Origin of the sequence: Nocardioides mangrovi (genome assembly GCF_020073815.1) — a bacterium.
Classification (GTDB): domain Bacteria; phylum Actinomycetota; class Actinomycetes; order Propionibacteriales; family Nocardioidaceae; genus Nocardioides; species Nocardioides mangrovi.
This window is the reverse complement of record NZ_JAIQZJ010000019.1, coordinates 34,589-49,035: the sequence shown is the minus strand read 5'-3', so window position 1 is coordinate 49,035 and position 14,447 is coordinate 34,589. Positions and strand designations below refer to the sequence as shown.

Here is a 14,447-nt window from a genome sequence, read left to right as displayed (position 1 = left end):
CGCAGATCATGTCACTGATCGGTCGCCCGCACGTGAACCACGTCACCCGCGCCCACCGCGGTCTGGCCCGTCGGCCCGGTTACCACCAGCCGGCCGCTGCGGTCGACGCCGGTCGCCCGGCCGAGCAGGGAGTCGCCGGCGGGCAGCTCCACCCGCACCTCGCGGCCGACCGTCACGCAGGCGGCGGCGTACGACGAGGCGAGCCGGTCGCGGGCTTCCTCGCCGCCCGCCTGCCAGGCGTCGTAGGCCTCGACGAGCGCGCTCGCGAGATCGATGAGGACGGCGGTCCGGTCCGGATCGTGCCCGGCCGCGATGGCCAGCGAGGTCGCGGTCGGGACGGGCAGCTCCTCGGGGGTGAGCGAGACGTTGAGCCCGATGCCGATCACGGCCGCCGGCCCGGTCGGCGTGTCGACGCGCTCGACGAGGATGCCGACGATCTTCTTGCTCTCCCCGTCGGCACCGGCGAGCAGCACGTCGTTGGGCCACTTCACGCCCGCGTCGTACCCCGCGCCGCGCAGGGTCTTGGCGACCGTGTGCCCGGTCAGCAGCGGCAGCCACGGCCAGTCGGCGGCGGGCACGGTCGGGCGCAGCACCAGGGAGAAGAGCAGCGCGGAGCGCGGCGGGGTCGCCCAGCTGCGGTCGAGCCGGCCGCGGCCGGCGGTCTGGTGCTCGGCCACGACGAGCAGCCCCTCGGGGGCGCCGTCGCGGGCCCGCTGGGCCGCGACGGCGTTGGTCGAGGTCGCCTCCTCGAGCACCTCGATGCGCAGCGCGGGCGCCAACGCGTCCAAACGTGCGACGTCGAGTGATGGTCGTCTCATGGCGTCGGCGGTCACGGGCACTAGATTGACCCACGGTCCCAACCACCTGCCAGTGAGGAGCCCGATCGCATGAGCGCACAGCCCGGCGAAGGTACCGACGTCCCGACGGACCTCGACCTGCACACCACGGCGGGCAAGCTCGCCGATCTCGACCGCCGCCTCGACGAGGCCGTGCACGCGGGATCGGCCAAGGCGGTCGAGAAGCAGCACGCCAAGGGCCGCAAGACCGCCCGCGAGCGCATCGAGCTGCTCTTCGACGAGGGCTCTTTCGTCGAGCTCGACGAGCTGGCGCGGCACCGCTCCACGGCGTTCGGGCTGGAGAAGAACCGCCCCTACGGCGACGGCGTGATCACCGGCTACGGCACCATCGACGGCCGCCAGGTCTGCGTCTTCTCCCAGGACTTCACCGTCTTCGGCGGCTCGCTGGGCGAGGTCTACGGCGAGAAGATCACCAAGGTCATGGACCTCGCGATCAAGACCGGCTCCCCGATCATCGGCATCAACGAGGGCGCCGGCGCCCGCATCCAGGAGGGCGTGGTCTCGCTCGGCCTGTACGGCGAGATCTTCCGCCGCAACGTGCACGCCTCGGGCGTCATCCCGCAGATCTCGATGATCATGGGCTCCTGCGCCGGCGGGCACGTCTACTCCCCCGCGGTCACCGACTTCACGATCATGGTCGACGGCACCTCCAACATGTTCATCACCGGCCCCGACGTCATCAAGACCGTCACCGGCGAGGACGTCACGATGGAGGACCTCGGCGGCGCGCGCACCCACAACACCAAGTCCGGCAACGCCCACTACATGGGCTCGGACGAGGACGACGCGATCGAGTACGTCAAGGCGCTGCTGTCCTACCTGCCGCAGAACAACCTCGACGAGGCCCCGACGTACGACGAGGTCTCCGACACCGAGGTCAGCGACCTCGACCGGGCGCTGGACACGATCATCCCGGACTCCCCGAACCAGCCCTACGACATGCGCGACGTCATCACGACCGTCGTGGACGACGAGGAGTTCCTCGAGGTCCAGGAGCTCTTCGCTCCCAACATCGTGATCGGCTTCGGCCGAGTGGAGGGCCATCCGGTCGGCGTCGTGGCCAACCAGCCGATGCAGTTCGCCGGCACCCTCGACATCGACGCCTCGGAGAAGGCCGCGCGGTTCGTGCGCTTCTGCGATGCCTTCAACATCCCGGTGCTGACCTTCGTCGACGTGCCCGGCTTCCTGCCCGGCACCGACCAGGAGTGGAACGGCATCATCCGCCGCGGCGCCAAGCTCATCTACGCCTACGCCGAGGCCACGGTCCCGCTCGTCACGATCATCACCCGCAAGGCCTACGGCGGCGCCTACGACGTCATGGGCTCCAAGCACCTCGGCGCCGACATCAACCTCGCCTGGCCGACCGCCCAGATCGCGGTCATGGGTGCCCAGGGTGCGGCCAACATCGTCCACCGCAAGACCCTGAAGAAGGTCGCCGACGACGGTGGCGACGTCGAGGCCAAGCGCGCCGAGCTCATCGAGGAGTACGAGACGACGCTCGCCAACCCCTACATCGCCGCCGAGCGCGGCTACGTCGACGCGGTGATCTCGCCCCACGAGACCCGCGTCGAGGTCGTCCGCGCGCTGCGCCTGCTCCGCTCCAAGCGGGAGACGCTGCCGGCCAAGAAGCACGGGAACATCCCCCTCTGATGGCCACCGTGAGCGGGGCCGAGCAGCAGCCCGTGCTGCGCGTGGTCAAGGGTGACGCGACGCCCGAGGAGATCGCCGCGATCGTCGCGGTGGTCGCCTCGCTGCAGGCGCCGCCGGCCGCCCCGAAGCGTCGCCGGCCCGCCTGGAGCGCGCCGGAGCGCGGCGTACGACGGGCCCTCGCGCACGGCCCCGGCGGGTGGCGCGCCAGCGGTCTCCCCCGCTGACCCAGCGGGTCGCGGCGCGCCCGGTTCGGGGCGGCTACTGGTCCAGACCGCCGCGCGGCGTCCATAATTAGGGCAATCTTTGAGGTACGCCGTGGGTCGCCTTGAGGTCACGTCCCGAGACTGGACGTGACGCAGAGTGGTCGCTCGGTGCGACCCGCACACCTGGGGGAACCTGAACCGTGGATGCCAACGAGATGCAGGGTGGTTACCCGCCGTACACGCCGCCCGTGAGCGGTGCCGGCGACCTCGCCGAGCCCTACGCCGACCCGTACATCCGGCTCGCCGACCCGGCGATGGCCGACTACGAGGACCGCTACCACGAGGCGGTCGAGGACCTCCCGACGTACCGACCGACGGTCGGCTGCATCATCCCGGCGTACAACGAGGCCGAGACCATCGCCGGTGTGCTCGACTCGCTGCTGCAGCAGACCCGGCTGCCCGACGCGATCCACGTCATCATCAACAACACCTCCGACGACTCCGTCGAGATCGCCAGCCACTACGCCGGCCCGCACACCCGGATGACGCCGACCGGCGAGCAGAGCACGGTCATCTACGTCCACGACATCGGCAAGAACCCCGACAAGAAGGTCGGCGCGCTCAACTACGGCTACTCGCTGGTCGAGACGATGGACTACCTCCTCGGCGTCGACGGCGACACCACCCCGGAGCCGGACGCGATCCAGCACCTGGTCGACGAGATCTCCAGCGACGACCGGATCGGCGGCATCTCCGCGATCTACTCGATCGACGACAGCGCCCTCGACGGCTGGATGGCGAAGTTCCTCATCGCCGGCCAGCGCGCGCAGTTCTCGGCGTTCAACATGCAGAACCTCCTCAAGGGCCGCAACATGGCGGTCCTCGGCGGCCAGTTCTCGATCTTCTCGACGCAGGCGCTGCGCGACGTGCTGAAGGACAGCCACCAGCGCACCCCGTGGGTCAACGACAGCGAGGTCGAGGACTCCCTCCTCTCGCTGCAGATCAAGAGCGCCGGCTACCTCACCAAGATCTCCGCCCGGGCCCGCGCCCACGTCGGCGGCATGGACACGCTGCGCTCGCTCGACGCGCAGCAGGTCAAGTGGAACTTCGGCGCCATCGACCTGATGTGGCCCGGCCAGCGCGGCGACACCCGCGGCCAACCGTTCCACCCCAACCTGCGCCTGCGCTGGTTCGAGCACATGTCGATGGTCATCAACATCACCACCCGCGTGCTGTTCGTGCTGCTGCTCGCCGGGTCGCTCAACATCCACGCCTTCGTGTTCAGCCCGTGGTGGCTGATCCCGCCGTTCGCGGCGATCTGGCTGAACTTCCGGGTCGCGCGGTCGATGGAGTTCGTCAACCGGCGCGACTACCTCTTCGCGCTGCTGATCGTGCCGGCCGAGTCGTACATGGTGATCCGGATGGGTCACTTCATCCGCGCCTGGCTGAAGTTCTTCAGCCGCCAGCAGACCGACAACTGGGCCGCGCAGGCGAAGGCCGAGCGCGGCAAGGGCGTCGCGTGGATGTATCCCTACCTGGCGTTCGTGCTGTTCTTCGCGGTCTGCGCCGCCGTCTGGCTGCAGGTGCCGATCGGCGTCCGCTCCGACATCCTCGCGGTGTGCTGGCCGATCCTCGGCGTCATCACCGTGCTGCAGACCGCCTGGATGATCCTCAAGTCCATGAAGCGCTACCGCGGCTTCAAGGCCTGACCTGTCGATGCCCGTCCCCTCCCCCGAGCTCGAGGAGTTCCGCATGCCCCGCACCCCCCGTCTGCGTCCGTCCCGGACCAGGACGCGGCTCGCCACCGGCGTCGTCAGCCTGGTGGCCGCGGTCGGCATGGTCAGCGGCTGCTCGGTCTTCGACGGCCTGACCAGCTCCGACGACTCGACGCCGACGCCGAGCGCCACGCCGACCGAGGGCGCGACGCCGATCGACTCGCAGTTCACCGACGACGGGACCTTCCAGTCCCACATCAACCGCAACAACCTCGACTTCGTCTACACGCTCTACCCGACCAAGTCGACGCCGCGGACGAACGAGTGGTACCCGAAGGGCCGCAAGTACTTCTCCTTCACCTTCCAGGCCTACGACCTCGACCAGGACATCCGGGACCCGTTCTCCACCAAGCGCAAGGTCTACCTGCAGCGGATCCAGGTCTCGTCCGAGGTGCTCACCTACGACGGCTCGAACGTCGCCCAGCAGCCCTACCAGCTCGACGCGATCGCCAAGAACGTCACCTTCGACCCCGAGCCGGTCAGCACCAAGTACGGCATGCTCATCACCTCGCCCAAGGGCGCCTTCGAGCTGCGCAACCAGGCGATCAAGCCGACGCCCAAGAACACCAAGGGCATCGTGCTCACCTTCACGGCCACCGTCTACGCGCAGACCCGCCCGGGCAGCTCGGCGTACGAGAAGAAGGTGATCAGCCAGAAGGTGCCGATCGCGATCTTCTCCTCCAACAAGCCGACCCAGGCCCAGTCGATCCCCGTCGACGCCAACTGACGTCGAGTCGGGGTTTTCCGCGCCGCGAGTGGAGGGTTTCGGCGGGCCGAGTCGAGGGGTTTCGTGCGTCACCACCGTCGCGGAGAGTACGGCGTGACCGCTCGCAGGTGCAGCGCGTCGCGGAGCTGGCCGATCCAGCGGTCGAGACGAACGTCGGTGAAGTCGCCGCACTTCACGACGATCACGATCCAGCCGAGCGCGCGCAGATCACGACGACGCGCCTCGTCACGCTCCTGTTGCTCCCGCGTGCGGTCATGGTCCTCGAATCCGTCGTACTCGACGCACACCAGGGAGTCCGGGTAGGCGAAGTCCAGGCGGTAGCTGATCCCGACGTCGATCTCGACCCACACCTGGGGCTCGGGCAGCGGGAGGCCACGGGCGCCGATCTCCAGGTAGACCCACGACTCGCGCGGCGACTCGTGGCGGGGATCCACGAAGGCGACGAGCTCCCGCAGCTGGACGACGCCGCGCCGACCGCGATAGCGGCCGATCGATCGCAGGTAGTCCTGCCGGGTCAGCCCGAACGTGCGGGCGAACGCGTTGAGCGCGGCGTAGGCCTCGCGTCGACGCAGGCAGCAGCCCAGGTCCAGGGCAGTCCGCAGCGGCGTGGTCACCCGCAGCCCCTGCACGTTCGTGACGTCGGCGGGGAGCAGGTCCCGAGAGCGTCCGTCGACCCCGGTCAGCGACGTCGGCCGACGCCCCCGAAGAGCGCAGGTCTCGAGCGGCGGGAGGTCGGTGAGCTCGGCCGACGTGTGGACGTCCACGCCGTGGAGCCAGGCCGCCGTACGGTCGGTGATCACGTGGTGCGGCCTGACGACCCTCGCGAGACATCTCGCTCGGAAGTCGAGCGTGTCCGGGACGTCGGCCTCCGCGAACACACCGCGCAGCACCCGGCGCACCTCGCCCGCGGCGAGAGCACCCCGACGTGCGGACTCAGAGATGTCCTGCTCTCGGAGGTCGGCCAGGGTGAAGGGACTCGGGGGCCACGAGATCGTCATGACACGAGCGTCGCGATCCGCGGACGGTCACGCTCGCGGCACCGGAATCACCTGGGGACAACGCCGGATCAGCACATCCTGTGCACGGAAAGTGGTCCACCGACCCGCTGAAACCCGCAGCTCGACCCGCGGAAAACCTCGACTCGACGGTCAGGCGGCCTCGGCGAGCCGGTAGCCGACGCCGCGGACCGTCTCGATGAACTTCGGGGTGGTGGCGTCGTCGCCGATCTTGCGGCGCAGGTTGGCGATGTGCACCTCGACGGAGCGCTTGTCGGCCTCGTTGACGAAGTAGGACGTGACGTACTGCTGCCCGCGCATGGTCAGCACCAGGTCGGCCTTGCTGCGCACCCGCCGGCCGGTGCTCAGCAGCGAGGCGAGCAGGTCGAACTCGGTGCGGGTCAGGTCGACGACGCCGCCGTTGACGGTCACGACGCGGGTGTCGACGCTCAGGGCGAGGCCGTTGAAGCGCATCCAGCCGCCCTCCTGGGCGGCCGACTGGTGCTGCGGCTGCGGCGGGACCGGCTGGGTCGACACCGGCGCGTAGTGGGCCGGCTGCGCGGGCTGCTGGACCGGCGGCTGCTGCACGGGCGGCTGCTGGACCGGCGGCTGCGGCTGGGCCACGGGCTGCGGAGCCTGCGGCACGACCGGCTGCTGGACCGGCTGCTGGACCGGCGGGGCGGGCTGCTGGACCGGCTGCTGCGGGGCCGCCGGCTGCTGGTGGATCGCCGGCAGCGGCGAGCCGCCGGCGGCCAGGTCACGCGCCGCGGCGGCGGCCCACGACTCCTCGGCGGGCGCGGCGGCGGGCTGCTCGGCGTCCTGCTCCCCCTCGGCCCAGCCGCTCGGCTGCTCCATCCGGGTGCGCGGCCGCCGCAGCATCGAGTCGGCGCGGGCGCGCAGCTCGCGCGGCCGGAACGGCTTGACGAGGTAGTCGTCCGCGCCGGCCTCGAAGCCCTGGACGACGTCGATCTCGTCCGCGAGCGCGGTGATCATGATCAGGTAGGTGCTGCTGAACTCCCGCAGCCGCTTGGCGACCGCGAAGCCGTCCATGCCCGGCATGTTGACGTCGAGGGTGGTGATCAGCGGGTTGTGCGCACGCACCGCCTCCACGCCGTCAGGTCCGTTCTCGGTCACCACCGTCCGGAAACCGGACTGCGTGAGCACGATGTCGATCAGATCTCGCACATCGGGGTCGTCCTCGATGATCACCGCGACCCAGTCGTTGCCGGCCTCCATGTGCGGAACCCTATCCAATCCGGGACGGACTCTCACCAACCGGACGCGGTCGCGAGCTCCATCGTGCGCTCGGGCCAGAACTGGCCGGCGGCCGGGCCGCCGTGGCAGTCGCCGTCGCTCTCCCCCGGCGGCTTGATCCACAGGTAGGCGTCCAGCGAGCCCTGACCGCTCACCGACGCGGGCTCCGTGCCGAACGCCCGGTCGGGCGGGTTGCACCACTCGTCGGTCGCCCCGAAGCCGTTGCGGCCGGTGTCGATGACGTAGTGGGCGCCTCCGACCAGCGAGCTCAGCTGCTCGGCGTACGCCTGCTCGTCGGCGTCGCTCTGGAAGTTCGAGACGTTGGTCGAGAAGCCGCGGACCTCGGCGACGCCGGCGGCCTCGAGCAGGTCGGCGATCTTCTGCGGGTCGATCCAGTGGGAGTGGCCGCCGTCGATGTACGTCGTCACCCCGGCCGCGGCCAGCCGGTCGGCGGCGTCCGAGATCAGCGTGACCCGCTGGTCGCGGTCGCCGCAGTCGAGCAGGGAGGCGAGGGCGTCCGGCTCGAGGATCGCGGACACGGGCACGCTCGCGGCGCCGGCGGCCTTCGCGATCTCGCCGACCCAGGGGCCGTACTCGTCCGCGGACAGGCCGCCGGCCGAGTGGCCACCGCTGCAGTCACGGTCGGGGATGCCGTAGACGACGAAGGTCGGCACCTCCCCGGCGGCCGAGGCGCCGTCGACGATCGAGGTCACGTAGCCCGCGACCGAGCCGGGCGGGTACTCCTCGGGGGTCAGCCAGATGCCCTGCGGGATCTCGGCGAGCCGGGTGAAGACCTGCTCACGGTCCGTCTCGCCGGCCTTCTTCGCGGCCGCGGCCGCCTGGGCGACCTTCGAGGTCGGGTCGGCGTAGCCCGAGCGGTCGGCGTAGGGGTTGATCGTCTGCGCCGCAGCACCGCCGGCCCCGCCTCCGGAGCTCGCGCCGTCCGAGCCGGAGCCGTCGGAGCCGCTCGACCCGCAGCCGGCCAGCGCGAGGACCCCGGCGAGGGTGAGGGCAGCCAGCGATCGGCCCGGGACGCGACGGAGAGGCACCGCGCCATTCTGCCCGAGGCGCGGTGCCTCTCCGGTCGCCGACCCGCGGGTCAGGACCTGCTGCGCGACCGTCCGGGAGCGAACAGGCTCGCGACCGCGGCGACCGCGACGGCGCCCGCACCGGTGAGCAGGGCCGGACCGATCGCGCCGTCGTACCCGACCGGCGTGATCTCGCCGCCGTTGCCGAGGAAGACCGCGACGAGGACGGCGATGCCGAGCGCGACGCCGAACTCCCGGATGGTCGAGTTGGCCGAGCTGGCGACGGCGAAGTCGGTGTCCGGCAGCCCGTCGAGCACCATGGAGGCGCCGGGCGCGAAGACCAGGCCCATGCCGACGCCGGCGAGCACGAGCGGCACCAGGAAGGACGAGTACGCCGAGCCGTTCTCGGTGATCACCGCGAACCAGACCAGCGAGACCGTCTGGAGGACCAGGCCGACGAAGAGCAGCGTCCGGTAGCCGAGCCGGCCCACGAGCGCCCCGGCGATCGGGGCCACGACCATCGGGGCCGCCGTCCACGGGAGCGTCCGCACCCCGGCCTCGAGCGGCGTGTAGCCCTGGACGACCTGGAGGTACTGCGCGAGCAGGAAGACGGTGCCGAACATGCCGAGGGTGAACATCAGGAAGATGACGTTGGCGACCGCGAACTTGCGGGCCCGGAAGAGCCGCAGCGGGAGCACGGCGTAGGAGCGACCGCGGGCCCACAGGACGTACGCCGGGAGCAGCAGGCCGGCCAGCACCAGCGGGACGACCACGCGCGGGTCGCTCCAGCCGTCGTCGTTGCCGTGGACGATGCCCCAGATGCCGAGGAACACGGCACCGCCGAGCAGCAGCACGCCGACCGGGTCGAGCTTCTGCCAGGCGCCCTTCGACTCCGAGATCGCGACCAGGATGAGCGGGAACGCGACCAGGGCGACCGGGACGTTGAGCCAGAAGATGGCCTGCCAGCTGACGCCCTCGACGACGGCGCCGCCGATGACCGGACCGAGCGCGACACCGAGGCCGCTGACGCCGCCCCAGATGCCGATGGCGGCGGCCCGCATGGCCGGCGGCACCGCGGCCGCGAGCAGGGTCAGCGAGAGCGGCATGATCGCCGCCGCGCCGAGGCCCTGCACGGCGCGGGCCGCGATCAGCGCCTCGGAGGTGGTGCTCAGCGCCGAGGCGATCGAGGCGATCGTGAAGACGGTGATGCCGACCAGCATCATCCGGCGCCGGCCGAGCCGGTCACCGAGCGTCGCGGCCGGGAGCATGAAGGTCGCGAAGGTCAGCGTGTAGGCGTTCATGAACCACGACAGCTGACCGACGGTCGAGCCGAGGTCGCCCTGGATCACCGGCAGCGCGCTGGTCATCACGAGGTTGTCGAGGGTGGCCATGAACATCGGGAGGGAGGCCGCGACGATCGCGACCCACACAGGGACGTGGCGACGTCGGACCGCGGGCAGGTCCGGGCCAGCGACCCGGGGCTCGTCGAGAGTGGTCATCGGGATTCTCCATCGAGGAAGGCATCGAATGATTACTTGCGTCTCGACAGTAAGTAATCGACTGATAACATGTCAACCATGAGCGCCGAGAAAGTCACCCGGATGTCCGCCGACGACCGCCGCGAGCTGATCCTCGCCGCGGCGACCCGGGCCTTCGCGCAGGGCGGCTACCACGGCACCAGCACCGACGCGGTGGCCAAGGAGGCCGGCGTCTCGCAGCCGTACGTCGTCCGCATGTTCGGCACCAAGCTCGACCTCTTCCTCGAGGTCTTCGAGCACGCGGTGCACCGGATCAAGGCGGCCTTCGAGGAGGTCCTCGACGCGGGCCCCTTCGACCCCGAGAGCGAGGACGACAAGGCCCGGATGGGCCTCGCCTACACCGAGCTGCTGCGCGACCAGGACTTCCTGCAGGTGATGATGCACGGCTTCTCCAGCGGCGGCGTTCCGGAGATCGGCGCGGCCGCGCGGCGCTGCATGGGCGAGGTCTTCGCCACCATCCAGCGCACGGGATGGAGCGACGAGCAGGCCCGCGACTTCGTCGCCTACGGGATGCTGCTCAACGTGATGCTCTCGCTCCGCGCCCCCGAGAACCTCAAGCCCGGAGACCCGCTGACCGTGCTGGCGGTCTGCGCGTTCGGCGAGGACCTCGAGGTGCTTCAATCGCTGGCGTGACCGTCCCCGCCGCGACCCTGGTCCTCGCCTCCCAGTCCCCCGCCCGGCTCCAGACCCTGCGCAACGCCGGGGTCGAGCCGGTCGTGATCGTCTCCGGCGTCGACGAGTCGCAGCTCGACGGGCTGCCGCCGGCCGAGCTCGCGCTCCAGCTCGCCGAGCTCAAGTGCGCGGCGGTCGCGGCCCGCGAGGACGTGCCGGCCGGCGCCCTGGTGCTCGGCTGCGACTCCGTGCTCGACCTGGACGGCGAGGCGCTCGGCAAGCCCGGAGACCCGGAGACCGCGACCCGGCGCTGGCAGGAGATGCGCGGCCGCTCCGCCGTGCTCCGCACCGGCCACGCGCTGCGCGACACCGCGACCGGGCGGGTCGCGGCGGCGACCGCCTCCACGACCGTCCGCTTCGCCGAGGTGACCGACGCCGAGATCGCGGCGTACGTCGCCACCGGCGAGCCGCTGGTCGTCGCGGGCGCCTTCACCGTCGACGGGCTCGGCGGCGCGTTCGTGACCGGGATCGAGGGCGACCACCACAACGTGGTCGGCGTCAGTCTCCCGCTGCTCCGGGACCTGGTCGCGGAGCTCGGCCATGCGTGGACGAGCCTGTGGGCTCCCCGTCCGTCCCCCTGATCTCCGGACCGACGTCGGCCGGCTCCTCAAGGGGCTCCACGCGCTGGAGCTCGCTCATCTCGAAGACCTGCATCGGGTGCTGGCGCAGCTCGGCGAGCACGACCGGGCGCCGGAAGACCAGGGTCCGGAAGAGGTAGAACCGCGCGACCATCCCGAGGAACAGCCCGATCACGTTCGCGGAGATGTTGTCGGACCAGGGGTCGTCGACGTGGATGACGTTGCGGCTGATCCACAGGCAGGCGATCGGGATCAGCATGGTGACCAGGTTGATGACCACGAACATGAGCCGCCCGCCGTCGGCGGTCCGCGGCGGGCGGTCCTTGAAGACCCAGGTGCGGCTGCCGCGGTAGCTCACGGCCATGCCGATCAGGTTGGCGATCACGAACGCCAGGTAGGGATGGTTCGAGAGCGGGGCGTCCCAGCTGGCGTGGAAGCCGTGGACCAGGAAGTTGAAGATCAGGAACGCGACGATCGTGGCGAGGCCACCGACCGCGAGAAACCGGTAGGCCTCGGTGAGGATCCGATGCCACCGGCCGTTCGCCATGTGGACAGGCTAACTGTTCGCTGTGGTCAGTCTCGTAGGGACGGTCCCCGGACGACCTTGATGTTGAAGTCGGAGCCTCCGAGCGCGACCGCCGTCCGGATCCAGAGCGCGAGGAACATCTCCGGCCCCCGCGCGGTCTCGAGGCCGCCGAGGTCGATGACGTCCGTGTGACCCATCGACCGGAGCAGGTCCGTCACGGTCGCCTTCGCCTCGGCGTCGTCGCCGGAGACGAAGACCGAGGTGTCCTCGCCCAGCGAGGCGGGGTCGACCATGAGCGCGTTGTTCATCGTGTTGAGCGACTTCACGACCCGGGCCCTGGGATGGGCACGCTGCACCTGCTCGGCCAAGGAGTCGTCGTCCTTGACGAAGAGCCGCGGCGGGAAGCCCTGGCTGTGGTCGAGCGGGTTCGAGAGGTCCAGGAGCACCCGGCCGTCGAGGTCGTCACCCACCAGCGCGAGGTTGGCGAGCACGACGTCGCCGCCGAGCGCGTTGACGACCAGGTCGGCGCCGGCGGCCGAGCCGGCGAACGCCGCCAGCCGTACGCCGGGGTGCGTGTCCGCCCAGGCGGCGTGCTCGTCGCGAGCGGCGGTCGCCGCCGGGTCGCGGGTGGCCATCGTGACGTCGTGGCCCAGGTCGTCGAGGCGGCCGGCGACCGCGCGGCCCACGCCGCCGGTGCCGAGCACGGTGATCTTCATGCTGGCGAGGCTAGGACCTCAAGCATGGTTGAGGTCAACGCCACAGAGAGATGCCGGAGGGACGGGCTACTCGACCGGCAGGCCGAGCCCGCGCGCGATCAGCATCCGCTGCACCTCCGAGGTGCCCTCGCCGATCTCGAGCACCTTGGCGTCGCGGTAGAAGCGGGCGACGGGGTACTCCTCCATGAAGCCGTAGCCGCCGAAGACCTGGGTGGCGATCCGGGTGGCCGTCACCGCGGACTCGGTCGCGTAGAGCTTGGCGACCGCCGCCGCCTGCTTGAAGTCCTTCATCGGGGCGCCTCCCCCGTCACGCATGCCGTCCTTCATCGCGGCCGCCCGGTAGGTCAGCAGCCGCGACGCGTGCAGCATCACCTCGAGGTCGGCCACCTGGAAGGCGACGCCCTGCTTGCGGCCGATCGGGCCGCCGAAGGTCTGCCGCTCCCCGGCGTACGCGAGGCTCATGTCGAGGCAGGCCTGGATGCAGCCGACGGCCAGTGCGGCGATCGCGACGCGGCCGTCGTCGAGGGTGGCGAGGAACTGCGCGTAGCCGCGGCCGCGCTCGCCGAGCAGGTGGGACTCGGCGACGCGGACGTCCTCGAAGGACAGCGGGTGGGTGTCGGAGGCGTGCCAGCCGAGCTTGTCGTAGGCCTTCTCGGCGGTGAAGCCGGGCGTGCCGCTCGGGACGATGATCGTGCTGATCTCGGCCGAGCCGTTCTCGCGCGTGCCGGTGCGCGCGGTGACGGTGACCAGGCTGGTGATCTCCGAGCCGGAGTTGGTGATGAACTGCTTGGCGCCGTTGACGACCCACTCGCCGTTCTCCAGCAGCGCCCGGGTCTTGGTCGCGCCGGCGTCGGAGCCGGCGCCCGGCTCGGTGAGGCCGAAGCCCGCCAGCCGCTCCCCCGCGACCAGGTCGGGCAGCCAGGTCCGGCGCTGCTCGTCGGTGCCGTAGGTGAGGATCGGGTTGATGCCGAGGCCGACCGCCGCCTCCAGCGTGATGCCCATCGACTGGTCGACGCGGCCGACCTCCTCGATCGCCACGCACAGGCTGGTGAAGTCGCCGTCCTCGCCCGCGCCGCCGTACTCCTCGGGCGCGGTGAGGCCGAAGAGGCCGAGCGACCCCATCTTGCGGACCACGTCGACCGGGAAGTGGTGGTCGCGGTCCCACTGCGCGGCGTGCGGGGCGATCTCGGCCTCGGCGAAGTCGCGGACGCTGCGGCGGAACTCCTCGTGCTCGCGGGAGAGCTCGTACGGCTGGGTCATGCCCGCACCCTAACCGCTCTGGTTAGCGGTTGTTAACCACCGAGCACGAGGCCGAGCCCGAGCAGGTCCGCGGTGAGGTCGACGAGGTGGTCCTCCGAGATGCCCGGCGGCGGGTCGAGGGCGATCCGCAGGCAGGTGCTGAGCGCGACGCCCATCGCGAGGTAGATCCGCGCGTCCGCCTCGGCCGGCTCGAGGTGCGGGGCGTGGGTGGCGACGAACATCCGGGTGAAGTGCGCGAGCTGGCGCTCGACCTCGGGCAGCACGTTGCCCTGGGCACCCAGCGGCACCTCGTCCACGAGGGCGGTCATCAGAGCCCGGTGCCGCTGGAGCGAGCCGACGAGGGTGGTGAGCACGCGGTGGACGGCGTCGCGGGTCGGCAGCGACACCGCCCGGCTCATCGCCTCGGTCAGGTCGGCCATCACGTCGGCGGTGCAGCGGGTGCGCAGCTCGGCGATGATCTCGTCCTTGTCGCCGAAGTAGCGGTAGAGCGACCCGACGCTGACGCCGGCCTCGGTCGCGACCCGGTTGGTGCTCATCCCGGCGTACCCGCGGGTGGCCAGGACGCGAGTGGCCGCCTCCAGGATGCGGTCGACCATCTCCCGCGACCGCGCCTGGACCGGGCGCCGGCGACCGGTCACCGCGTGCTCCCGATGACGGCCCCGGAACGC

The 14,447-nt window shown here is 70.9% G+C and carries 15 protein-coding genes; 6 read left to right on the top strand and 9 right to left on the bottom strand.

Annotated elements, in window-relative coordinates; translation table 11 throughout:
• Nucleotides 1-11: 11 nt before the first annotated feature.
• Entirely contained in the window at nucleotides 12-833 is an 822-nt protein-coding gene (locus tag K8U61_RS22160; RefSeq protein WP_224125188.1) for a biotin--[acetyl-CoA-carboxylase] ligase, read from the bottom strand.
• 54 nt (nucleotides 834-887) lie between these two features.
• Here K8U61_RS22160 and K8U61_RS22155 point away from each other — a divergent pair, with 54 nt between their 5' ends.
• From K8U61_RS22155 to K8U61_RS22140, 4 genes are all read left to right on the top strand, one after another.
• Nucleotides 888-2,507 carry an acyl-CoA carboxylase subunit beta gene (locus tag K8U61_RS22155; RefSeq protein WP_224125187.1) on the top strand — a complete coding sequence of 540 codons (1,620 nt, stop codon included), beginning with the start codon at nucleotides 888-890 and terminating at the stop codon, nucleotides 2,505-2,507.
• The gene (locus K8U61_RS22150) at nucleotides 2,507-2,731 is read left to right on the top strand and encodes an acyl-CoA carboxylase subunit epsilon (protein WP_224125186.1); all 225 of its coding nucleotides are present in this window, start codon (nucleotides 2,507-2,509) and stop codon (nucleotides 2,729-2,731) included. Before K8U61_RS22155 ends, K8U61_RS22150 begins: the two co-directional genes overlap by 1 nt.
• A 179-nt stretch (nucleotides 2,732-2,910) precedes the next feature.
• Entirely contained in the window at nucleotides 2,911-4,419 is a 1,509-nt protein-coding gene (locus K8U61_RS22145) for a glycosyltransferase family 2 protein (protein WP_224125185.1), read from the top strand.
• A 43-nt stretch (nucleotides 4,420-4,462) separates the two neighbouring features.
• Nucleotides 4,463-5,212, top strand: coding sequence for a hypothetical protein (locus tag K8U61_RS22140; protein WP_224125184.1), 750 nt, complete (start codon nucleotides 4,463-4,465; stop codon nucleotides 5,210-5,212).
• 68 nt (nucleotides 5,213-5,280) lie between these two features.
• On the opposite strand, the gene K8U61_RS22135 is transcribed toward K8U61_RS22140, so the two are convergent.
• The 4 genes from K8U61_RS22135 to K8U61_RS22120 form a co-directional block, all read right to left on the bottom strand.
• Entirely contained in the window at nucleotides 5,281-6,210 is a 930-nt protein-coding gene (locus K8U61_RS22135; protein ID WP_224125183.1) for a type IV toxin-antitoxin system AbiEi family antitoxin, read from the bottom strand.
• A 150-nt stretch (nucleotides 6,211-6,360) separates the two neighbouring features.
• Nucleotides 6,361-7,443, bottom strand: coding sequence for a response regulator transcription factor (locus tag K8U61_RS22130; protein ID WP_224125182.1), 1,083 nt, complete (start codon nucleotides 7,441-7,443; stop codon nucleotides 6,361-6,363).
• A 32-nt stretch (nucleotides 7,444-7,475) separates the two neighbouring features.
• A complete protein-coding gene (locus K8U61_RS22125) occupies nucleotides 7,476-8,510 on the bottom strand; it encodes a glycoside hydrolase family 6 protein (protein WP_224125181.1) in 1,035 nt (344 codons plus the stop codon).
• A gap of 50 nt (nucleotides 8,511-8,560) precedes the next feature.
• Nucleotides 8,561-9,988, bottom strand: coding sequence for an MFS transporter (locus tag K8U61_RS22120; protein WP_224125180.1), 1,428 nt, complete (start codon nucleotides 9,986-9,988; stop codon nucleotides 8,561-8,563).
• 78 nt (nucleotides 9,989-10,066) lie between these two features.
• On the opposite strand from K8U61_RS22120, the gene K8U61_RS22115 reads away from it, so the two are divergent.
• Both K8U61_RS22115 and K8U61_RS22110 read left to right on the top strand, forming a co-directional pair.
• The gene (locus K8U61_RS22115) at nucleotides 10,067-10,660 is read left to right on the top strand and encodes a TetR/AcrR family transcriptional regulator (protein ID WP_224125179.1); all 594 of its coding nucleotides are present in this window, start codon (nucleotides 10,067-10,069) and stop codon (nucleotides 10,658-10,660) included.
• Nucleotides 10,657-11,280, top strand: coding sequence for a Maf family protein (locus K8U61_RS22110; RefSeq protein ID WP_224125178.1), 624 nt, complete (start codon nucleotides 10,657-10,659; stop codon nucleotides 11,278-11,280). Before K8U61_RS22115 ends, K8U61_RS22110 begins: the two co-directional genes overlap by 4 nt.
• Here the strand turns inward: K8U61_RS22110 and K8U61_RS22105 are convergent.
• The 4 genes from K8U61_RS22105 to K8U61_RS22090 all read right to left on the bottom strand — a co-directional run bounded on the left by K8U61_RS22105 (nucleotide 11,198) and on the right by K8U61_RS22090 (nucleotide 14,417).
• Nucleotides 11,198-11,824: a GtrA family protein gene (locus K8U61_RS22105; protein WP_224125177.1), complete on the bottom strand. Its 627-nt coding sequence runs from the start codon at nucleotides 11,822-11,824 to the stop codon at nucleotides 11,198-11,200. The two genes, K8U61_RS22110 and K8U61_RS22105, sit on opposite strands and share 83 nt — an antisense overlap.
• A gap of 26 nt (nucleotides 11,825-11,850) precedes the next feature.
• Nucleotides 11,851-12,519, bottom strand: coding sequence for an NADPH-dependent F420 reductase (locus K8U61_RS22100; protein ID WP_224125176.1), 669 nt, complete (start codon nucleotides 12,517-12,519; stop codon nucleotides 11,851-11,853).
• A 66-nt stretch (nucleotides 12,520-12,585) separates the two neighbouring features.
• Complete coding sequence (locus K8U61_RS22095; protein ID WP_224125175.1) at nucleotides 12,586-13,779, bottom strand: acyl-CoA dehydrogenase family protein; 1,194 nt, start codon at nucleotides 13,777-13,779, stop codon at nucleotides 12,586-12,588.
• Nucleotides 13,780-13,811: 32 nt separating this feature from the next.
• Nucleotides 13,812-14,417 (bottom strand): TetR/AcrR family transcriptional regulator, encoded by a 606-nt coding sequence (locus K8U61_RS22090; protein ID WP_224125174.1) that lies wholly within the window; start codon nucleotides 14,415-14,417, stop codon nucleotides 13,812-13,814.
• Between the last annotated feature and the right edge of the window lie 30 nt (nucleotides 14,418-14,447).